The 19,474-nt window shown below is 64.8% G+C and carries 19 protein-coding genes; 10 read left to right on the top strand and 9 right to left on the bottom strand.

From position 1 onward, the window contains the following. Positions 1-54: 54 nt before the first annotated feature. From ugpE to ugpB, 4 genes are all read right to left on the bottom strand, one after another. Positions 55-903 (bottom strand): sn-glycerol-3-phosphate ABC transporter permease UgpE, encoded by an 849-nt coding sequence (gene ugpE / locus AB4118_RS15035; protein ID WP_441490466.1) that lies wholly within the window; start codon positions 901-903, stop codon positions 55-57. Then, a complete protein-coding gene (locus AB4118_RS15030; RefSeq protein WP_069877983.1) occupies positions 903-1,661 on the bottom strand; it encodes a creatininase family protein in 759 nt (252 codons plus the stop codon). Before AB4118_RS15030 ends, ugpE begins: the two co-directional genes overlap by 1 nt. Next, a complete protein-coding gene (ugpA, locus tag AB4118_RS15025; RefSeq protein ID WP_441490465.1) occupies positions 1,661-2,542 on the bottom strand; it encodes a sn-glycerol-3-phosphate ABC transporter permease UgpA in 882 nt (293 codons plus the stop codon). The genes AB4118_RS15030 and ugpA overlap by 1 nt, the downstream gene beginning before the upstream one ends. Before the next feature lie 61 nt (positions 2,543-2,603). Next, entirely contained in the window at positions 2,604-3,905 is a 1,302-nt protein-coding gene (gene ugpB / locus AB4118_RS15020) for a sn-glycerol-3-phosphate ABC transporter substrate-binding protein UgpB (protein WP_441490506.1), read from the bottom strand. Between the two features lie 228 nt (positions 3,906-4,133). Between ugpB and AB4118_RS15015 the strand changes: the two genes are divergently transcribed. The 4 genes from AB4118_RS15015 to AB4118_RS15000 all read left to right on the top strand — a co-directional run bounded on the left by AB4118_RS15015 (position 4,134) and on the right by AB4118_RS15000 (position 9,207). Beyond that, the gene (locus AB4118_RS15015) at positions 4,134-5,312 is read left to right on the top strand and encodes a fumarylacetoacetate hydrolase family protein (protein WP_441490464.1); all 1,179 of its coding nucleotides are present in this window, start codon (positions 4,134-4,136) and stop codon (positions 5,310-5,312) included. Next, entirely contained in the window at positions 5,309-6,244 is a 936-nt protein-coding gene (locus AB4118_RS15010) for a PfkB family carbohydrate kinase (protein WP_441490463.1), read from the top strand. Before AB4118_RS15015 ends, AB4118_RS15010 begins: the two co-directional genes overlap by 4 nt. Before the next feature lie 13 nt (positions 6,245-6,257). Next, a complete protein-coding gene (locus AB4118_RS15005) occupies positions 6,258-7,286 on the top strand; it encodes a proline racemase family protein (RefSeq protein WP_441490462.1) in 1,029 nt (342 codons plus the stop codon). 295 nt (positions 7,287-7,581) lie between these two features. Beyond that, the gene (locus AB4118_RS15000) at positions 7,582-9,207 is read left to right on the top strand and encodes a hypothetical protein (RefSeq protein ID WP_441490461.1); all 1,626 of its coding nucleotides are present in this window, start codon (positions 7,582-7,584) and stop codon (positions 9,205-9,207) included. A 12-nt stretch (positions 9,208-9,219) separates the two neighbouring features. Here AB4118_RS15000 and AB4118_RS14995 read toward each other — a convergent pair whose 3' ends face one another. Continuing rightward, entirely contained in the window at positions 9,220-10,122 is a 903-nt protein-coding gene (locus tag AB4118_RS14995) for a methylated-DNA--[protein]-cysteine S-methyltransferase (protein WP_441490505.1), read from the bottom strand. A gap of 199 nt (positions 10,123-10,321) precedes the next feature. Between AB4118_RS14995 and AB4118_RS14990 the strand changes: the two genes are divergently transcribed. Next, positions 10,322-10,924, top strand: coding sequence for a class I SAM-dependent DNA methyltransferase (locus tag AB4118_RS14990; protein ID WP_441490460.1), 603 nt, complete (start codon positions 10,322-10,324; stop codon positions 10,922-10,924). A gap of 160 nt (positions 10,925-11,084) precedes the next feature. Further along, positions 11,085-12,296 (top strand): HD-GYP domain-containing protein, encoded by a 1,212-nt coding sequence (locus AB4118_RS14985; protein WP_441490459.1) that lies wholly within the window; start codon positions 11,085-11,087, stop codon positions 12,294-12,296. Positions 12,297-12,386: 90 nt separating this feature from the next. Here AB4118_RS14985 and AB4118_RS14980 read toward each other — a convergent pair whose 3' ends face one another. Both AB4118_RS14980 and AB4118_RS14975 read right to left on the bottom strand, forming a co-directional pair. Continuing rightward, positions 12,387-12,773, bottom strand: a complete 387-nt coding sequence (locus tag AB4118_RS14980) for a YybH family protein (RefSeq protein ID WP_441490458.1) — start codon at positions 12,771-12,773, stop codon at positions 12,387-12,389. Positions 12,774-12,842: 69 nt separating this feature from the next. Next, positions 12,843-13,385 (bottom strand): DUF2244 domain-containing protein, encoded by a 543-nt coding sequence (locus tag AB4118_RS14975; RefSeq protein ID WP_441490457.1) that lies wholly within the window; start codon positions 13,383-13,385, stop codon positions 12,843-12,845. 20 nt (positions 13,386-13,405) lie between these two features. On the opposite strand from AB4118_RS14975, the gene nth reads away from it, so the two are divergent. From nth to AB4118_RS14955, 4 genes are all read left to right on the top strand, one after another. Next, positions 13,406-14,107 carry an endonuclease III gene (nth, locus tag AB4118_RS14970; protein WP_441490456.1) on the top strand — a complete coding sequence of 234 codons (702 nt, stop codon included), beginning with the start codon at positions 13,406-13,408 and terminating at the stop codon, positions 14,105-14,107. A 104-nt stretch (positions 14,108-14,211) separates the two neighbouring features. Next, a complete protein-coding gene (xylF, locus tag AB4118_RS14965) occupies positions 14,212-15,261 on the top strand; it encodes a D-xylose ABC transporter substrate-binding protein (RefSeq protein ID WP_441490455.1) in 1,050 nt (349 codons plus the stop codon). A 64-nt stretch (positions 15,262-15,325) separates the two neighbouring features. Next, positions 15,326-16,567: a sugar ABC transporter permease gene (locus tag AB4118_RS14960; RefSeq protein WP_441490504.1), complete on the top strand. Its 1,242-nt coding sequence runs from the start codon at positions 15,326-15,328 to the stop codon at positions 16,565-16,567. A gap of 15 nt (positions 16,568-16,582) precedes the next feature. Beyond that, positions 16,583-17,389: an ATP-binding cassette domain-containing protein gene (locus AB4118_RS14955; protein ID WP_441490454.1), complete on the top strand. Its 807-nt coding sequence runs from the start codon at positions 16,583-16,585 to the stop codon at positions 17,387-17,389. Positions 17,390-17,463: 74 nt separating this feature from the next. Here the strand turns inward: AB4118_RS14955 and AB4118_RS14950 are convergent, their stop codons facing one another. Both AB4118_RS14950 and AB4118_RS14945 read right to left on the bottom strand, forming a co-directional pair. Then, on the bottom strand, positions 17,464-17,826 hold the full coding sequence (locus AB4118_RS14950; RefSeq protein WP_441490453.1) for an SPW repeat protein: 363 nt from the start codon (positions 17,824-17,826) through the stop codon (positions 17,464-17,466). Positions 17,827-18,040: 214 nt separating this feature from the next. Continuing rightward, complete coding sequence (locus AB4118_RS14945) at positions 18,041-19,399, bottom strand: esterase-like activity of phytase family protein (protein WP_441490452.1); 1,359 nt, start codon at positions 19,397-19,399, stop codon at positions 18,041-18,043. Between the last annotated feature and the right edge of the window lie 75 nt (positions 19,400-19,474).

Here is a 19,474-nt window from a genome sequence, read left to right as displayed (position 1 = left end):
CGGTAACGGATAATCGGCGATCGGCTCAGCGGGCCGGGCTGCCGGTACGCAATGTCACTTCTCGGTTTCCACCAGGCCCTTCACGAAGAGCCGCTGCATGGCGATGACGACGAAGACGGGCGGCAGCATCGCCAGCATCGCGGTTGCCATGGCGAGCTGCCATTCGGTGAGCGCATCGGCCGTGGTGATCATCTTGCGGATGCCGATGACGATGGTCTGCATCGAATCCTTGGTGGTGACCAGCAGCGGCCAGAGATACTGGTTCCAGCCATAGATGAACTGGATGACGAAGAGCGCCGCGATCGTGGTGAGCGAGAGCGGGACCACCGTATCCTTGAAGAACTTGAACGGACCGGCGCCATCGATCTTCGAGGCCTCGAGCAGTTCGTCGGGGATCGTCATGAAGAACTGCCGGAACAGCAATGTGCCGGTCGCCGAGGCGATCAGCGGCACGGCGAGGCCCTGGTAGGTATCGAGCATGCCGAGATCGGAGACGACCTTGAAGGTCGGGAAGATGCGGACTTCGACCGGCAGCATCAGGGTGACGAAGATGATCCAGAATGCCGCCATCCGAAACGGGAAGCGATAATAGACGACTGCGTAGGCAGAGAGCACGGAGATGAAGATCTTGCCGAACGCGATGGCCAGCGCCATCACGAAGGAGTTGAACATCATCACGGCCACCGGCTCGCGGGTCGAGCCCGAGGTCCCGACGAAGAGGATGCGGTAGTAGTTCTCGAAGAAATGCGGGCCAGGATAGAGCGGGAGCTGGCCGTTGATGATGGTCGCAGCATCCCAGGTCGAGGCGACGAAGGTCAGCCAAACCGGAAAGGCGACGATCAGCACGCCGATCGTCAGGATGATATAGGCGACGATGTCGCCGAAGCGGCGGTTCTCGACCATCAGTGCCAGGCCTCCCCGTCGCGCAGCAAGGCCGCGAGCGCCTCGGCGCAGGCGTTGAGGAATTCCTCGCCCTTCTTCGGCGTCGCGCGCCGCGCATCGCCGATCACGCCGGTCTCCGTCATCTCACGGAAGGGGCGGTAGCGCGCGACGGTCGGGCGCATCAGGCCACGCGGATCCGCGCCGAGCATGCCGAAGGCCTGCCCCAGCCGCTCCTGCTTCACCGTTTCCGGCGCCAGCACCATCATCATCGAGGTCTCGATCTCGCAGGCATGCATCACGCTGGTCTGATCCTGCATGAAGGGCAGCATCGCAGTCTGCGCCAGCTCGAAATAGGTGGTCGCGATGATGCGCAGGCCGGTCTCGCGGGCGAAATCCGGCAGGAATGCACCGAGCGCGGCGATATTGCCGCCATGGCCATTGACGATCACGACCCGGCGGAAGCCATGCCGCTCGATGCTCCTGAGCAGCGAAAGCAGCACGGACCGATAGGTCGGGATGTCGAAGGTGAAGGTGCCGCCGAAGGCCATGTGATGCTCGGCCATGCCGCACCAGAGCGTCGGGGCGACCACGACATCGGCCTCGTCCAGGCGCTCGGCCGCGGCCTTGCAGACGCCCTCGCACAGGATGGTGTCGACGCCGACCGGCAGGTGCGGCCCGTGCTGTTCCATCGAGGCCACGGGCAGGACGACGATCGCATCCTTCGCCGCCTTGTGACGCAGATCCTCGGCCGTCAGTTCCTTCCAGAGCACCGAGGCCATCAGTAATTCACCTTGCGCTCGATGAAGCGGAACTGCACCGCCGTCATGGCGATGACCATCACGAGCAGGATGACCGATTGTGCCGCCGAGCCACCAAGATTGGAGCCGCCCTTGCCGTCGGAATAGACCTTGTAGACCAGCGTCTCGGTCGCGCCCGCAGGCCCGCCGCCAGTGACCGTGTCGATGATGCCGAAGGTGTCGAAGAAGACATAGACGATGTTGACGACGAGCAGGAAGAACGTCGTCGGCGAGAGCAGCGGGAAGATGATGGTCCAGAAGCGGCGCATCGGCCGCGCGCCGTCGATCACCGCCGCCTCGATCACGCTCTTGGGGATCGATTGCAGCCCGGCGAGGAAGAACAGGAAATTATAGCTGATCTGCTTCCAGGTCGCGGCGAGGATGACCAGCGTCATGGCGTCATTGCCGTTGAGCCGGGGATTCCAGGCGATGCCGAGGTTCTGCAGTCCACGCGCGAGCATGCCGAGCGAGGGATCGAACATGAAGATCCAGAGCACGCCGGCAATGGCGGGAGCCACGGCATAGGGCCAGATCAGCAGGGTCTTGTAGATCTCCGCGCCGCGGATCTGGCGGTCGGCCATGACGGCAAAGAGCAGCGCGATCGAGAGCGAGAACACGCAGACAAAGGTCGAGAAGATCGCGGTGTTGCGCAGCGCCTTGAAGTAACCCGGATCGGAAAAGAGGCTCTGGTAGTTTTCGAACCAGACGAACTGGGTCGACGTCCCGAAGGCGTCTTCCAGCAGGAAGGACTGCCAGACCGCCTGGCTTGCGGGCCAATAGAAGAACACGACCGTGATCGCGAGCTGCGGCAGGAGCAGCAGGAGCGGGATCGTCAGGCTCCGGAAATAGGCGTTCTTCTGCATGCAGCCCGTGAAGCAAGAGAAAAGCCGGGGCGGAATGCCCCGGCTCTGGATCGTAGCCGGTTCAGCGCGAGGCGGTCCGTTCGAACTGACGCAGTGCCTGATTGCCACGCTCGACGGCGGCGTCAAGCGCAGCCTTCGGTGTCTTCTGGCCGTTCAGCGCCGCTTCGAGCTCTTCCGACCAGATGTCGCGGATCTGGACCAGGCCGCCGAAGCGCAGGCCGCGCGAATTCTCGGTCGGCTCCTTGTTGTTGAGTTCCAGCAGCGGCGTCTCGAGATAGGGCTTGTCCTTGTAGAAGCCCGAGTCCTTGACCTTGGCATAGGCGGCCTTGGTGATCGGCAGATAACCGGACTCGGTGTGCAGCTTCACCTGGCGGTCGACATCGGACAGGAAGGTGAAGAACTTGGCGACGCCCTTGTATTCGTCAGCCTTCTTGCCGCCCATCACCCACAGCGAAGCGCCGCCGATGATCGAGTTCTGCGGTGCCCCGGCCGCTTCCGGATAGTACGGCATCGCGGCGTTGGCCCAGTCGAACTTGGCATTGGCCTTGACGTTGCCGAAGAAGCCCGACGAGGTCAGCATGATCGGGCATTCGCCCGAGGTGAAGCGGCCTTCACCGTTATTGGTGCGGCCGGAGTAATCGTAGGTCTTGTCCTTCTGCAGCTCGACCAGGTTGGTCCAGTGCTTCAGGAAGAGCGGGCTGTTGAAGTTGAGGACGGTGTCGAAACCATCGAGACCATTCGCCTTGGTCGCGATCGGGATGTTGTGCCAGGCACCGAACTGCTCGATATTGGCCCAGGTCGCCCAGGCATTGGTGAAGCCGCACTTGTCATATCCGGCGGCCTTCAGCTTCTTCCCGGCCTCGAAGACTTCTGGCCAGGTCTTCGGCGGGGCGTCCGGGTTCAGGCCCGCCTTCTTGAAGGCGTCCTTGTTGTACCACATCACCATGCTCGACGAGTTGAACGGCATGGAGAGCATGTCGCCCTTGGCGGTCGAGTAGTAGCCGGTGATCGCCGGCAAATAAGCCTTGGGATCGAAAGGCTCGCCGGCTTCCTTCATCAGTTCGTGCACGGGCTTCACCGCGCCCTTGGCCGACATCATCGTGCCGGTGCCGACTTCGAAGACCTGCAGGATGTGCGGCGCGGTTCCGGCGCGGAAGGCGGCGACGCCGGCATTCAGCGTGTCGGGATAGGAGCCCTTATAGGCCGGAACGACCTTGTATTCCTTCTGGGAGGCGTTGAATTCCTCGGCCAGCTTTACGACAACGTCGTTATTGGCGCCGGTCAGCGCATGCCACCACTGGATCTCTGTCTGCGCGACGGCCGGAGCCGCACCGGCCAGCGTCAACACCGCGGCCGAAATCATCAAGCGCGATCTGGATGTCATCTATCTCTCCCTTATGCCCCGCTCGTGCGGGCGGCTCTTGTCGTTGGTGCGCAAGCTAGCATGAAGAACAGGTGACGTTTCAATGACAATCGCACGACATGTGCGCCATGTCTGATCCGCGTCCCTGCACTCTTGCACATTGGCTGCGAAGCGGCTGTTCTCGCCTGCGACTTTCAACGTGACAATTCCACCAACGGACGATCGATCATGCCCGAGCTTGCCCTGACGCCACGGAACACTTTGCCGGCGGACGCCGCAGCCGCCGCGCTCGCTGGCCGGGTCTGGCGCCCGGACGTCGCCGGTCCCGCGGTCGTTGTTCTGCGCGGTGATGAACTTGTGGATATCACCGCTGCCTTCGCCACGATGCGCGATCTCTGCGAGACGGCCGATCCCGCAGCCGCCCTGCGCGCCGCCAAGGGCCAGCCCATCGGGACGCTCGCCGACATCCTTGCAAACACGCCGCCTTCGCGTCGCGATGCGACGAAGCCCTGGCTGCTCGCACCGCTCGACCTGCAGGCGGTCAAGGCCGCCGGAGTGACCTTCGCGGTTTCGATGCTGGAGCGCGTGATCGAGGAGAAGGCGCGGGGCAACCCGGCCGCCGCCGCCACGATCCGCGAGGAGATCGGCAAGCTCATCGGTGACGATCTCTCGAAGCTGAAGCCCGGCTCGCCCGAGGCGATGCATCTCAAGGACGTGCTGATCAAGCAGGGAGCCTGGAGCCAGTATCTCGAGGTCGGTATCGGGCCGGATGCCGAGATCTTCACCAAGGCGCCGCCGATGTCGGCCGTCGGCACCGGTGTCGATGCCGGCCTGCACCCGGCCTCGACCTGGAACAATCCCGAGCCGGAGATCGTGCTGATCGTCGCCTCGACCGGCGCCATCGTCGGAGCAACGCTCGGCAATGACGTCAATCTGCGCGACGTCGAGGGCCGTTCGGCGCTGCTGCTCGGCAAGGCCAAGGACAACAATGCAGCGGCAGCGGTCGGTCCCTTCATCCGCTTCTTCGACGCCGGCTTCTCGCTCGACCATGTCCGCAGGACAACCGTGACGCTGACGGTCGAGGGCGAGGACGGCTTCAGGCTCGAAGGCTCGTCCTCGATCGCAAAGATCAGCCGCGACCCGGCTGATCTTGCTGCGCAGATGCTCAATCGCAACCATCAGTATCCCGATGGCGCGGCGCTCTATCTCGGCACCATGTTTGCTCCGATCAAGGATCGCGACACGCCGGGCGGCGGCTTCACCCACAAATATGGGGACATCGTCACGATTGCCGCGCCGGAACTGGGAGCGCTCGTCAATTGCATGCGCCGCACCGATGAATGCGAACCCTGGACCTTCGGCGCCTCGCATCTGATGCGCAATCTGGCGAAGCGCGGGCTTCTGTGAACCAGGGGGCGGTCCTCGTCTTCGGCGAAGCGCTCGCCGATCTGGTGCCGGAGGATGGGTGCGGCGAGCGCTATCAGTGCGTGCTGGGCGGATCCGGTTTCAACACGGCGCTGGCGCTCGCCCGCTGCGGCACCTCCGTGGCTTATTGCGCGACGCTCTCGCGCGACGTCACGGGGCGGCGCTTCCAGGCCCGGCTTGTGGCAGAGGCGATCGATCGGCGCTTCGTTGCTGAGAGCGATGCTCCCACACCGTTGGCGGTCGTTGCCCCGCTTGGGGTCGATGGCGGGGCGCGATATCACTTCCACCTCGCCGGTACGGCACTGGCCGAGCCTCCGCCATTGCCCGACCTCACGGGTTTTGGCCATCTGCATGTCACCTCGTTCGGAGCGACGATCGGCCCATCCGGGGACGCGGCGTTGACGCTGCTGCGCCAGGCGCGCTCCGCCGGCCTGAGCACCAGCTATGACGTCAATATCAGGCCGCCGGCGCTGCCGGATCGGGAGGCGGCGCTTGCCGCCATCGAGCAGCGCATGGCTCTGTCAGACCTCATCCGGCTCAGTACGGACGATGCCGACTGGCTCTATCCCGGCGGCTACGTTGCGCCGCTGCGCCGTTGGTTCGACCGGGGCGTTTCAGCGATCCTGCTGACCGAGGGCGATCGCGGAGCGGCGCTCGAACGGCCAGGGAAAAAGACTGTCCGCGGCTTCGTTCCGGTTACAGAGCTGGTCGACACGATCGGCGCCGGCGACAGCTTCATCGGCGCATTTCTCGCTTCGCTCGCGCAGGCGGGCGAGCTCGGAGCAGGACTGCGCGGATTGTCAGACAGCGTTGCCGCATCCGCAATGGGTTTCGCGGCAGAGGTCGCAGCCGAGACCTGCGGCCGGCGCGGCTGCGATCCGCCGCGTCTCACACCCAAACCACCCTATGAGTGAGGGGAACGCGCCAATGCGCCTGAGCTATCTCGACTACCACACCTGCGGCGAGCCGGTGCGCATCGTTACGGGTGGCTATCCCGAGCTGACCGGCGCGACGATTCTCGACAAGCGTCGACAGGCGCGCGACAGCCACGATCAGCTGCGCCGTGCGATGATGCTGGAACCGCGCGGCCATGCCGGAATGTACGGTGTCATTCCGGTCGAGGCGAGCCATCCCGAGGCTGCCTTCGGCGTGCTCTTCACTCATAACGAGGGCTACTCGACGATGTGTGGCCACGCCACCATCGCGCTCGGCCGCTATGCGATCGAGCGCGGCCTGGTGCCAGCGGTCGAGCCCGTCACGCACTTTGCCATCGAGGCGCCCTGCGGCCTGCTGCGGCTCGCCTGCGACGTCGCCGACGGGAAGGTCGGGGAGGTGCGCTTCGAGAGTGTGCCGGCCTTCGTCCATGCCCGCGACCGTGTGGTCGAGGTGCCCGGCTTCGGAAGCGTCACGACCGACATCGCCTATGGCGGAGCCTTCTACTGCATCCTTCCGGCTTCACGCTTCGGGCTCGATCTCTTCGAAACCCCGGTCGAGCAGTTGACCGAGGCTGCTGCTGCCCTCACCGACATTGTGCGGGCCGGCGCGCCGATCACGCATCCCACCGAGCCCGATCTCGGCTTTCTCTACGGGACGATCGTGACCGACGAGGCCGGACCGGGCGAGACCAGTTTCAACCTCTGCATCTTCGCCGAGCAGCAGATCGACCGCTCACCGACCGGCTCGGGCGTGACCGCCCGCATGGCGCTCGACCACGCCAAGGGGCTGGTCGGGTTGGGGCGGACACGGAGTTTCCGCAGTATCACAGGCGGGCGTTTCTCGGGGCGTGTCCTCGGGCCTGCTGCCTATCCCGCCGAGGGAGCGGTCACCGTCGAGGTCGGCGGCCTCAGCTACCTCGCAGGCGAGGGCGCCTTCATTATCGAGGCCGACGATCCGCTCGGACTGGGTTTCGCTTTGCCTGCCCGCTTCGCGGAGATCAGTCCTCTCCGCGACGGATGATAACGATCTGCGGCCGGCCGCTGTCGTCGGCGGCGCCATGCTTCGGACCGTCTTCGTTGGCTGAGCCCCGCTCGGCGCTGCACATGGCCGCCGCGAGATCGCCGGGCGCGGGCCCCTTCACTCGACCGCAGAGTGCATTGGCCTTGGCTTGTGCAGGATACGAGTAAGGTTTCTCTGTCATGTTGGCTGTGAGGCCAAGGATCTGGGCATGACGGTTGGGGACATGAGAGAGGGCAGAAGGCCCGGCTCCGCGCTTGGCGTCGTGCAGATGTTAAGTCGGCTCGCTGGAGCACCGATGATCTGGCTGGTCGCGTTCGCAGCAGCGGTTGTCATTGGCCTGATGCTGCCCCTGCGCCTGCCGCTGGGGCCCAACTACTGGGACACGAACATCTATCTCGATGCTGCGCAACGCATCGAGGTTGGGCAATTGCCCAATATCGACTTTTTCGCTCCTGTCGGCCCTCTCGGCTACTATCTTGTGACCTGGCTCCACGCCCTGTTTCCGCAGGCGCAGCCGATGCTGCTGGCGAACTGGGGCATCTTGCCGGTCGCCTTGCCAATGATGGCGCTGATTGCTGCCCATGTCGGGCAGCGCTCGCGTGGCCAGGCTCTGGCCCTGCTGCTCCCTTTCCTGTTGTTCGCGTCGCTGCCGATCAACCTGCACAGCCTGTATCCGATGCCAGGCTTCGATGGCTTCGGGCACTATAACCGCCATATCAGCCTCCTGCTTTACCTGCTCGTGTCGACACTCCTCTTCGTCGAGGCGCGCCGCCTGCAAGTGGGGCTTGTCGTCCTGCTGATGCTCACCCTCTTCCTGGTCAAGGTCACGGGAGCGGTGTCGGGGACGTTCCTCGTCGGCTATGCGGTTCTGTCCGGACGGATGCGCCTGCGCGACGCGTCCGTCGCCGCAGCGCTGGTCATTGCCGTGCTCGCGCCGCTCGATTTCGTGACCGGCATCGTGCGCGCCTATGTCGATGACATCCTGACCCTGCTCGGCCTGAACACCGGCGCCTTGCTGCCGCGCTTTCTCACCGTCGCTTCGGTGAAGTTCAATGTCGTCGGGCCGAGCCTGCTGCTGCTTGTCGCGCTGGCCTATGCTGCCTGGCTGGAGGGCGGCAAGCTTTCCCGGGCCCGATTGCACGGGCTCCTGGCCTCGCCGTTGGGATGGTTCGCCGCGGTTCTGCTGGCGCTGACCCTGTTCGAGACCCAAAACACGGGCTCGCTCGAATTCATCGGGCTCTGGCCCGTCCTTCTGGTGATCCTGGCGGAATGGAGCGGTCGCACCGACCGGCTCGGCAGGATCGTGACGGTGCTGGCCCTGGTGGTTGCCCTGCCGTCGGCCTTGATCTTCGTCGAGCGCAGCGCGCGCGCGGTCCTTGGTGCGGTGAACTACAAGGCGCTTGCCGTGCCCGATCTCGGCCCGCTCGGTCGGGTCAGCGTCAAGCCCGACATCGCCGAACGAGCGGTGATCATGCTCGCACATTACGCGGCGCAGCAGGCGGGCTATCGCGATCTTGCCGAGCGCGGCGAGCTGCCCTCCTACATCCTCTATTCGGAGATCGACTATCAGGCGACCTGGCTGCTCGAAGTGCAGCAGGGCATCACTGCGATTCGCGCCTGGGAAGCGGCCAATGGGCGCCGGCTCGACAGCCTCTTCACGCTCGATTTCACCGATCCGTTCAACCAGCTGCTCGACCGCAGGCCGCCGCGAGGCGTGCCGATCGGTGTCGATCCCGGCCGGACCACGCCGGAGATCGATCCGCCAACGCTGGAAAGCCTGAAACAGGTCGATGCCGTCCTGGTTCCGAAATGCCCACTGACGACGGCGCGCGAAACCATCGCCGCGCATTTCTCAGAGGCCCTGAAAGGGCGCCGGCTGGTCGCGCTGGCGCCCTGCTGGGACATGTATCTGAAGGCGTAAGGGAACTGCCTCTCAGGCCGTCACCCCGCCGGTCTGCCCTGCCTCCCAGCCGAGGATGGCGCGCTTGCGCGTCAGGCCCCAGTGATAGCCGGTCAGGGCCCCGGACTTTCCGATGACGCGATGGCAGGGCACGACGAAGGAGATCGGGTTCTTGCCGACCGCCATGCCGACCGCCCGCGCCGCCGTTGGCCGACCGAGATGGCAGGCGACATCGCCATAGGTCGTCGCCCTGCCGACCGGGATCTTCAACAGGGTCTCCCAGACGCGCACCTCGAAATCGGTGCCGATCAGCACGACGCGCAATGGCGTCTCGGCGGCCCAGGCCTTCGGGTCGAAGATCCGGCCTGCATAGGGCCGGGTCGAGGCGGGGTCGAAGCGATAATCGGCATGCGGCCAGCGCCGCATCATGTCGGCTAGGGCCTCCGCCCGGCCGCCAACGACCTTGCCGCCATCGACGCTGGTCGAGACCCAGCCGAGCCCCGCGAGCCCGCGTTCCGTCACGACGATCAGTGCTTCGCCGAAGGGGGATTCATGGAAGCCGTAGGAGAGGCGCAGGCCCTCGCCGCCGCTCTTCCACTCGCCGGGCGACATCGCCTCATGCGTGACGAAGAGGTCATGCAGTCGGCCGGGGCCGGAGAGCCCAACCTCCAGCGCCGTGTCGAGCACGCTGGCCGATGATCCGAGCAGGCCCTTGGCATGGTCGAGCGTGATCGCCTGCAGAAAGGCTTTGGGGGTCAGCCCGCACCAGCGCCGGAAGAGATGGTGCACGTCGGTCGGGGTCGCGCCGGCAGCGTCCGCGATCGCCTCGATCGTCGGCTGCTCGCGCCAGTTCTCCGTGATGTAGGCCAGGATGCGCCGGACGGTATCGTAGTCGGACCCGGGCGCAGCGGCGGGAAAATCCGCCTCCGCCGGCATGGCCTGCGCGGCGCGGGCGAGCACGGCATTGGAGAAGCGGGTGGGTGTCATTGCCGTTTTCATCGGGACCTGAGCGTTCATGGTCGTGAGCCTCGTGTCATGGATCATGACCGGGAATCTAGGGCCGGGAGGATGCCGCCTCCACCCGAAAGCTGGCAAGCTCTGCGGCCTTGCCACGCGATTCGAGCCGTCTGCCACCATGTCCCGTCCCGACCAGGACATCATCGGCCTCTACCAGCGCCATGCCCGGGCCTTCGACGAGCTACGATCGAGGATGCTTGTCGAAAAGGCCTGGCTTGATCGCTTACTGCAGCTCCTTCCGGCCGGGGCATCGATTCTCGATATCGGCTGCGGCGCCGCGGAGCCGATTGCGCGCTATTTCATCGAGAGTGACTATCGCGTGACCGGCATCGATGCCTCGGCCCCTCTGATCGATCTCTGCAGGCAACGCTTCCCGGCCAATGACTGGCAGATCGGCGACATGCGCAAGCTTTCACTGAAGCGCCGCTTCGACGGGCTGATCGCCTGGGACAGTTTCTTTCATCTCACCCCCGAAGACCAGCGGCCGATGTTCCCGATCTTCAGAGAGCATGCTGCGCCGGGCGCGGCGCTGATGTTCACCAGCGGGCCCCGGCATGGCGAGGCAATCGGCTCCTTCGAGGGCGAGCGGCTCTATCACGGCAGCCTGGCCCCGGCGGAGTACGGGGCCCTGCTCGACGAGAACGGCTTCGACGTCCTGTCCCATGTCGCCGAGGACCCGGACTGCGGCGGGCACACGATCTGGCTCGCAAGATTGAGATAGCCACCGGTCCGCAATTGAAACCTGCGCTCCTGTCGGGGCAGTATTGTACTGCTTGTTAATGACATTCCTGCATATGTCGAAGACGACGTGAAGGCGTGTACTCCATCTTGTGGTAGGCCTTGGTTCCCTAGCGTCATGTCGCGAATCATCGAGCTGTTCCATGAGCGAGCCGCCTCATCTGCTTAACCTCGGCAGCGACATGCGGGCTCCGCCCAAGGACGTCCCTTACGACGTCCCGCTGACTGACCTCGAGGAGCTATCCCTGAGCCTGTCGATGGCGCGGGGCCTCGACGAGATCATGGCGATCGTGCGGGGCAGCGCGCGAAGGCTTGTCGGGGCAGACGGAATCACCTTCGTCCTGCGCGAAGGCGACCAATGCTACTATGCCGACGAGGATGCGATCGCGCCGCTCTGGAAGGGCCAGCGCTTTCCCTTCGAATCCTGCATTTCCGGCTGGGCGATGGGGCATCGCGAAGTCGTCGTCATCGACGATATCTATGCCGACAGCCGTATCCCGCACGCGGCCTATCGTCCGACATTCGTACGCAGCCTCGTCATGGTTCCGGTTCGACCGGAGGACCCCGTCGCTGCAATCGGAGCCTATTGGGCAAGCAAGCAGCCGCCGTCCGAAGCCAGCGTCATCGTGCTCAAGCGCATCGCCAACAGCGCTGCCGTCGCGATGACCAATGTCGCCCTCCTCAACTCGCTCCGGGCAGCCAAGGAAGAGGCTGTGCGGGCGAAAGAGGCAGTCATCCTGGCAATGGCATCGCTGGCGGAGACCCGGGACAGCGAGACGGGAAACCACATCCGCCGCACCCAGCATTATGTTCGTGCCCTCGCCAGGGCTTCGCGCGATCGGGGCTTGTACATGCAGGTGCTCGACACGGATATGGTCGATCTGATCTACAAATCCGCGCCGCTGCACGATATCGGCAAGGTCGGCATTCCCGACAGCATCCTGCTCAAGCCAGGCAAGCTCGACGCGGACGAGTTCGCCGTGATGAAGACGCATGCCGAGTTGGGCCGGCAGGCCATTGCCGAGGCCGAGCGGCATCTCGGCGGAGTGAGCTCGTTCCTCAGCCTGGCCATGGAGATTGCCCATAGCCATCACGAGAAATGGGATGGCAGCGGCTATCCACGAGGGTTGAAGGGAGAAGAGATCCCTCTCTCGGGGCGGTTGATGGCGATCGCCGATGTCTATGACGCCCTCGTCACCGAGCGGGCCTACAAGTCGGCGCTCCCGCACGCCCAGGCGGTTGAGATCATCGCCGGCGACCGAGGGCGCCATTTCGATCCCGCGCTGACCGATGTCTTCATGGAGATCGCCGCCAGCTTCGAGACGATCCACCGGACGTTCTCGGACGGCCCTTAGGTCGCGACTCTGACGGCCTGTTCGGCTCGCATCCCGGCCACAGCCCTTCAAGTCTGGAGTGGATCGCCTGCCGCTTCCGCCACACTCGGATCAGCCCATCTCGGTCAGCAGATTGGCATCCCGTGCGAGCTTCCAGCGCCCGTCAGGCTCCTTCTTGAACAGGGTCAGCGTGTAGCCGGCCCTGTGCCGCGATGAGCCTGTGGCGAGAGATGTTGCGGTCATGTCGAGATGACTGCGCACGAAGGCCCAGTCGCCGAGGACCTTCAGCTCGTCGATCGTGCTGCTCCCTTCGATTTTGAGGTCGCTCATGGTGTCGGACATCGCGGCGAACGTCGCCTTGCCGAACGGGGCCTGCCCCGGGACCATGAAAATGGCATCCTCCGTCATCAGCTCCAGCACCGATGCCACATCGCCAGCCTTGCTCGCGGTGAGCCATTTCTCGATGAGCGCGCGAATCTCCCTCTCGTCATCACTCATGCCGCCTCCTTCAAGGGTTGATGACCAGCGCAGGGGCCATGGTTGCTGGGTGCGGCAGGTTGCCGGCCTTCACGCCGCGCTGAAATCCGTCCCTCGCCTTGCGCTGGCGAGCGCGGCGCCGAGTGCGTCCGCAAATCCCTCCCGCTCCTGCGGAGAGAGCGCGGCAGCCACCGATACGCTGCGGCCACGCGAGACCAGCGAGAGCCCCATCAGCCCGTAATCCTCGTCTCGCTCCTTCTCGAGTTTGGTCCAGGCTGGATTGGAGCGCCAGATTGCCTCCGTGCCGTGATGCGAAACCTTGCGCAGCAGCACCTCGAGCGGGGTCACCACGAGGCGCTCGAAGGCGCGCGCCGCGTTGAAATTGACCTTGAAGGCGATGAAGAGTGCGAGGATGTCGAGGCCGAAGAAGCCGGCGACGGGCCAGGCGCCCAGCACGACGAAGGGAATCGAGGAGACGACGCTGGCGAGGCAGACGAGCGTCATCACGATGCGAAAGCCGTTCCGGCCGAGCGAGCGATGCGGAGTAATGGTCGCGTCGAAGACCGGCCGCTCCGAGGCCACCTGCATCCGCTCTCCGGCATATCCATCGCGATCGTGCTTGCCGATGCTCATCGCGTAATTATAACGCCCACATGAGCGAACGGAACAGGCCCGCGGGCCGCGCCCAGGGCCTGGCAAAGATCACGACACCGAGACCGCGCAGCGCGGCGGGCATCCGTGAGATCTTTCTGCGCTTCCAGGCCGCCAATCCCGAGCCCAAGGGCGAACTCGAGGCGACCAACGCTTTCACGTTGCTGGTCGCCGTCGTGCTGTCGGCGCAGGCAACCGATGCGGGCGTCAACAAGGCGACGCGCAAGCTCTTCGAGCTTGCCGACACGCCGCAGAAGATGGTGGCGCTCGGCGAGGACAATGTGCGCGAGCTTGTCAGGACGATCGGCCTCTTCCGCACCAAGGCGAAGAATGTGATCCTGCTCAGCGAGAAGCTGATTGCGGAATTCGGTGGCGAGGTCCCTGCCGACCGTGCCGCGCTCGAAAGCCTGCCTGGCGTCGGGCGCAAGACCGCCAATGTCGTGCTCAACATCGCCTTCGGCGAGATCACCCACGCCGTCGACACCCATGTCTTCCGCATCGCCAATCGCCTGCGCATCGCGCCGGGCAAGACCGTGCTCGCAGTCGAGATGGGATTGGAGAAGGCGGTGCCGCCGGAATTCGGCCGCCATGCCCATCATTGGCTGATCCTGCACGGTCGCTACATCTGCAAGGCGCTGCGCCCCGAATGCGGCCGCTGCCTGCTCAACGATCTCTGCGACTCCCCCGACAAGCGGGTGGCTTGACGCCTTTCTCGCGATAGGCTGTCCTCTGAATGTGAGGCGCTCCGGACGCTGACCAGGCGATCCCCCAAGAGAGCGCACGGCCAGAGGAATCGCGGGAGATTGCCATGCTCAGACATATGATGCTTGCCGCCGGTGTTACCCTGGCGGCGGCGGGCGGATTCTCGCCTGCCTTTGCCCAGACGAAGGGCCCGGTCGTCGGGGTCAGCTGGTCGAATTTCCAGGAAGAACGCTGGAAGACCGACGAGGCCGCGATCAAGGCGGCGATCGAGAAGGTCGGCGGCACCTATCTCTCGGCCGATGCCCAATCCTCTCCCGCCAAGCAACTCACCGATGTCGAAAGCCTGATCGCCCGTGGTGCCAAGGCCCTGATCGTCCTGGCCCAGGATGCGCAGGCCATCCGGCCCGCCGTCGAGAAGGCGGTCAATGAAGGCATTGCGGTCGTCGGCTATGACCGGCTGATCGAGATTCCGCAGGCCTTCTACCTGACCTTCGACAATGTCGAGGTCGGTCGCATGATGGCGCGCGAGGTCCAGAAGGCGAAGCCAGAAGGAAACTTCGTCTTCATCAAGGGATCGAGCTCCGATCCGAATGCGGGCTTCCTCTATCAGGGCTCCGTCGAGATTCTGAAGCCGGCAATCGATTCCGGCAAGATCAAGAATGTCGGCGAGGCTTTTACCGACGGCTGGCTCCCTGCGAACGCCCAACGCAACATGGAGCAGTTCCTGACCCGCAATGCCAACAAGGTCGACGCGGTGATCGCGGCCAATGACGGCACGGCGGGCGGCGCCATTGCGGCAATGGCCGCGCAGGGGCTCGCCGGCTCGGTACCGGTTTCCGGCCAGGATGCCGATCGCGCGGCATTGAACCGCGTCGCGCTCGGGACGCAGACGGTGACGATCTGGAAGGATGCACGCGAGCTCGGGCGTAATGCGGCCGAGATCGCGATCAAGCTTGCCGGCGGCGCCAAGCTGACCGAGATCGCGGGTGCGGCAAGCTGGAACCAGGGCCCGAGCAAGCAGGCGATGACGGCGCTCTTCCTCAAGCCCGTACCGGTGACGAAGGACAATCTCGGTGTGGTGATCGAGGCGGGCTGGGCTCCAAAGGCCGCTGTCTGCCAGGGCGTCGCAGCCGGCAAGGTCAAGGCTTGTGACTGAGGTCGCTCCAGCCCCGGTTTCTGAGAAGGTGCCGGGGCCAGGCGCAAGGAGCGTGGCCGACCACATGCGCGAGATCGAGTTCGATCCGCGCATGATCGGCATGGTCGCCGCGCTTGGGGTGATCTGGCTCGGCTTCAACTGGCTTTCCGACGGAGCCTTCCTGACTCCGCGAAATCTCTGGAATCTGCTGGTCCAGACGGCATCGATCGCCGTCATGGCCTGCGGCATGGTGCTTGTCATCGTGACGCGCAATATCGACCTCTCGGTCGGTTCGATGCTCGGCTTCGTCGGCATGGTGGTCGGGCTGGTCCAGGCGCGACTGCTGCCGGAGCTGCTTGGCTTCGAGCATCCCGCCACATGGTTCATCAGCATCCTGGTTTCCGTTGCGCTCGGCGGCGTCCTCGGCCTGTTCCAGGGGGCGTTGCTAGCCTATCTCGCCATCCCCTCCTTCATCGTCACGCTCGGTGGCCTTCTGGTCTGGCGTGGCGCAGCCTGGTGGGTGACGCAGGGCCAGACCATCGCGCCGATGGACACGCGTTTCCGCCCCCTTGGGGGCGGCATCGAAGGCGCGATCGGCACGGGTGCATCCTGGGCGATCGGTCTGGTGATCTGCGCCTTGATCCTTGCCGGGATCGTGCTTGCCCGCCGCCGGCGGCGGCGCTTCGGTTTCGGCCTGCGGCCGGTCTGGGCTGAAGGCGCCATTGCCGCGCTTGGCTGCGGCGCGGTGCTCGGCACCGTGATGGTCGCCAATGCCTATCCTCTGCCGGCCGGCGTTGCGCGCCGCCTGGTCGAGGCCAGAGGCCTCGTCTGGCCGGAGGGCGGGCTGACCATCGGCCATGGCCTAGCGGTTCCCGTGCTGTTGGCGCTGGCGGTCGGCATCGTGATGAGCTTCCTGACCAAGCGGCTGCGGTTCGGCCGCTATGTCTTCGCGATCGGCGGTAATCCCGAGGCAGCGCAGCTTTCCGGCGTCAACACCCGCAAGGTGCTGACCCTGGTCTTCGGGTTGATGGGGGTGCTTGTCGGCATATCCGCCTGCATCTCCACGGCCCGCCTCAATGCCGCGACGAATTCGGCCGGAGCCCTCGACGAGCTCTATGTCATTGCGGCGGCGGTGATCGGCGGCACATCGCTTGCGGGTGGCGTCGGCACGATCGCGGGTGCGATGCTGGGCGCGCTGGTGATGCAGTCGTTGCAATCGGGCATGGTGCTGATCGGCGTCGATACGCCGCTGCAGAACATCGTCGTCGGCGTGGTGCTGGTCGTGGCCGTCTGGCTCGACGGGCTCTATCGTCGCAAGCTGAGCTGAGGGAGGAGGGACGTCATGAGCCTCGCCACGGCCCGGGACATCGAGACCCCACCGCTCGTCGAGATGCGCGACATCTCGATCGCCTTCGGTGGCATCAAGGCGGTCGACACTGTCAGTGTCGACCTCAAGGCCGGCGAGGTTGTCGGCCTGCTCGGTCATAACGGTGCCGGCAAATCGACGTTGATCAAGATCCTGTCGGGAGCCTACCAGGCCGATGCCGGCGAGATCCGCATCAGCGGCGAGCCGGCTGCGATTGCCAATCCGCGCGACGCCAAGCGCTACGGCATCGAGACGATCTACCAGACCCTGGCTTTGGCCGACAATGTCGATGCCGCAGCCAATATCTTCCTCGGACGGGAGCTGCTGACGCCCTGGCACACGCTGGATGATTCCGCGATGGAATCCGAAACGCGCAAGGTGATGGGACGGCTCAATCCGCATTTCCGGCGCTTCAAGGAGCCGGTCAAAGCGCTCTCGGGCGGTCAGCGCCAGTCGGTTGCGATCGCGCGCGCGATTTACTTCAACGCCCGGGTTCTGATCATGGACGAGCCGACGGCAGCGCTCGGGCCTGCGGAGACGAAACAGGTTGCCGATCTCATCCTTGAACTGAAGCGTCAGGGGATCGGCATCTTCCTGATCAGTCATGACCTGCATGACGTCTTCGATCTCGCCGACCGGGTCAGCGTGATGAAGAACGGCCGGGTTGTCGGTACTGCGCGCACCAGCGATGTGACGCAGGACGAGGTGCTGGCGATGATCATCTCAGGGAAATGTCCCGCGGGCGCCATTCCGGGGCCGGGCGCGCTGCGCGGCCAGGCGTAGTGTGGGTCGTCGGACCATAAGAACCCGCCGCCTCGCAGCGGCGGGTCAGGAGATCGCGCGGTGTCGCGACCCGTTCAGGCCGTCGCGTGCGGCTCGTGCCGGTAGTCCCAGACAGCCCAGGCCGAGATCGCAGCCGTCAGCACGCCGAGGACCGTGTGGGTCCAGAACGCGTTGAAGTTGCCGGTAAAGCCGAGCACCCAGGGAGCTGCCATCAGCCAGACGCCGAGCACCAGGTTCACCCATTCCTCCCATTCCTTGAACATCGAGAGCGCCGCGACCGCCACAAGGGCGAGCACGATGCCGATGATCCAGGCGTTGCGGGCGGCCATCATGTCGCCCGTAAAACGCATGATCCAGGGAGAGATGAACAGGCACGCGGCGAGGAGAAGATTGCACAAGTCCTGCGGCCGTTTGCCTTCCGTATTCGCGGTCAACATGATCACCTCCATTAGTGACGATCATCCAAACCACCATGCCTAGCGCCCGAAGGCGCTTGGTAAGGAAAATGTGGTGTTGGCGGAAGAGCTGTTCAAGCTCGCCGGATCGAAACGAGAATGGCCGGCGCGAGGCCGGCCATGACGTTGCGAGTGCTGCACACCGCGAGAGGCTTACTTGGCAACGACTTGATCGTTGCAAGCCCGGCTGCCTCGCTCACTTGGCGTCGAGCAGGTCCTTGACCGAGAGCAGCACGAGTTCGTTGTCATCGGCCTTCTTCGGGTCGCGCGACGAGGAGAAGGGCAGGTTGTTGTCGTTGCCGACGACGATGATGCCATTGGCGCGGTCGACGACATCGACGTTCTCGATGGTGAAGAATGGGAAAGGCAGCACGCCGTCGATGGCACCCTGCTTCGCCTTCTTGTCCGGGTCGGCGATCTTCATCAGGTCGATGAAGCCGATCTTGCGCACCGACTTGCCGACATTGGCGTCGGTCATCTCGATCTTCACGATCCGCTTGAACTTGGCGAGGTCATGGAAGCAGTCCGGGCCCTTCTGGCCGGCCGCGCAGCCCTTGTCGGCAGTGCCTTCGCCATTGTCGCGCTCGATGATCAAGGCGGTGGTGGCGTCGATCATGTTGAAATCGCCGATGGCGAGCCCCTTCTGCTCGAGCGGGAAGAGCCAGGAGCGGCCGGTCCACTTCTCGTTCTGCACGTCGAATTCGAGGATGCGCAGCACTTCCTTGCCGTCGACTTCCTCATTGCCCTTGGTCTCGGCGTTCCAGAGCGGGCCTTCGAGCAGCGGGTAGAGGAAGCGCCCGTCCGGCGAGGCCGCCATGCCCTCATAGCCCTTGGAGCGGCGTACATTGAACTCGACGGGCAGGTTCGGCGCGCCGGGCGTCGTCACGGCGTAATGGTCGGGCGAGCGCGCCGGCTTGCCGTTGACCGTGGTCTCGAACACCGCCTCGACCTTGCCGTTGGTGTCGACGCGGATCAGGTAGGGTCCGAATTCCTCACCGATCCAGAACTTGCCGCCGATCGGCTGGATGGATTCGGGGTCGAAATCGGCGCCGGTCAGATAGCGCTTCTCGGTGCCCTCGTGGACGATGCGGAACGGCACCTTCTTGTCGGGATCATGCAGGAAGGTGGTCGCGAGACGTTCGATCTTGCCGCCGTTGAAATCGGTCTTGAGACGATGGAAGAACAACATCGCGTCGGGCGAGTTCACCTTGGAGCCGAAGCCGTTATCGGTCAGCACCAGGAACTCGCCATTGCCGAGCGAGCGGATGCCGGAGAAGCCCTGCACCGGCTGACCGGCAAATGGCGTGGACAGCCCGGTCGGGCGGCCGCCCGACGTACCCATCACGGTGCCGACGGCCTCGACGCGTTTGCCGGGCTGGACGAACTTGCCGGAGACCTTGAGGTCAGCCGGCGCATCGGCCGGGGCCGGGATGATGGTGTTGGCCGGCAGGAGCGCATGGCCGACAAGCTTGGCGGGGAATTCCTTCGGCGCGTCCTGCGCACCGGCGAGCATGGTCGAGGACAGCAGCAGGGCTGCGGCGAGGGCAAGGCGCATGGGTCACTCCGGCGCGGGGAAGAAGACCGCGCCGGCTTGGCCGTGCAGCATCTCAGCACAACGACGGTGCCGTGA

Origin of the sequence: Allobosea sp. 2RAB26, from assembly GCF_052115465.1 — a bacterium.
Classification (GTDB): Bacteria; Pseudomonadota; Alphaproteobacteria; order Rhizobiales; family Beijerinckiaceae; genus Allobosea.
This window is presented reverse-complemented; position numbering and strand designations above follow the sequence as displayed.

Excerpts from the sequence above, each read along its gene's own strand:
- AB4118_RS14990 (WP_441490460.1), top strand. The coding sequence starts at position 10,322 with ATGTCCCGTCCCGACCAGGACATCATCGGCCTCTACCAGCGCCATGCC.
- ugpB (WP_441490506.1), bottom strand. The coding sequence starts at position 3,905 with ATGATTTCGGCCGCGGTGTTGACGCTGGCCGGTGCGGCTCCGGCCGTC.
- AB4118_RS14995 (WP_441490505.1), bottom strand. The coding sequence starts at position 10,122 with ATGCCGGCGGAGGCGGATTTTCCCGCCGCTGCGCCCGGGTCCGACTAC.
- AB4118_RS15015 (WP_441490464.1), top strand. The coding sequence starts at position 4,134 with ATGCCCGAGCTTGCCCTGACGCCACGGAACACTTTGCCGGCGGACGCC.
- AB4118_RS15005 (WP_441490462.1), top strand. The coding sequence starts at position 6,258 with ATGCGCCTGAGCTATCTCGACTACCACACCTGCGGCGAGCCGGTGCGC.
- ugpE (WP_441490466.1), bottom strand. The coding sequence starts at position 903 with ATGGTCGAGAACCGCCGCTTCGGCGACATCGTCGCCTATATCATCCTG.
- nth (WP_441490456.1), top strand. The coding sequence starts at position 13,406 with ATGAGCGAACGGAACAGGCCCGCGGGCCGCGCCCAGGGCCTGGCAAAG.
- ugpA (WP_441490465.1), bottom strand. The coding sequence starts at position 2,542 with ATGCAGAAGAACGCCTATTTCCGGAGCCTGACGATCCCGCTCCTGCTG.
- AB4118_RS14980 (WP_441490458.1), bottom strand. The coding sequence starts at position 12,773 with ATGAGTGATGACGAGAGGGAGATTCGCGCGCTCATCGAGAAATGGCTC.
- AB4118_RS14955 (WP_441490454.1), top strand. The coding sequence starts at position 16,583 with ATGAGCCTCGCCACGGCCCGGGACATCGAGACCCCACCGCTCGTCGAG.
- AB4118_RS14960 (WP_441490504.1), top strand. The coding sequence starts at position 15,326 with ATGCGCGAGATCGAGTTCGATCCGCGCATGATCGGCATGGTCGCCGCG.
- AB4118_RS14945 (WP_441490452.1), bottom strand. The coding sequence starts at position 19,399 with ATGCGCCTTGCCCTCGCCGCAGCCCTGCTGCTGTCCTCGACCATGCTC.
- xylF (WP_441490455.1), top strand. The coding sequence starts at position 14,212 with ATGCTCAGACATATGATGCTTGCCGCCGGTGTTACCCTGGCGGCGGCG.
- AB4118_RS14950 (WP_441490453.1), bottom strand. The coding sequence starts at position 17,826 with ATGTTGACCGCGAATACGGAAGGCAAACGGCCGCAGGACTTGTGCAAT.
- AB4118_RS14975 (WP_441490457.1), bottom strand. The coding sequence starts at position 13,385 with ATGAGCATCGGCAAGCACGATCGCGATGGATATGCCGGAGAGCGGATG.
- AB4118_RS15000 (WP_441490461.1), top strand. The coding sequence starts at position 7,582 with ATGATCTGGCTGGTCGCGTTCGCAGCAGCGGTTGTCATTGGCCTGATG.
- AB4118_RS15030 (WP_069877983.1), bottom strand. The coding sequence starts at position 1,661 with ATGGCCTCGGTGCTCTGGAAGGAACTGACGGCCGAGGATCTGCGTCAC.
- AB4118_RS14985 (WP_441490459.1), top strand. The coding sequence starts at position 11,085 with ATGAGCGAGCCGCCTCATCTGCTTAACCTCGGCAGCGACATGCGGGCT.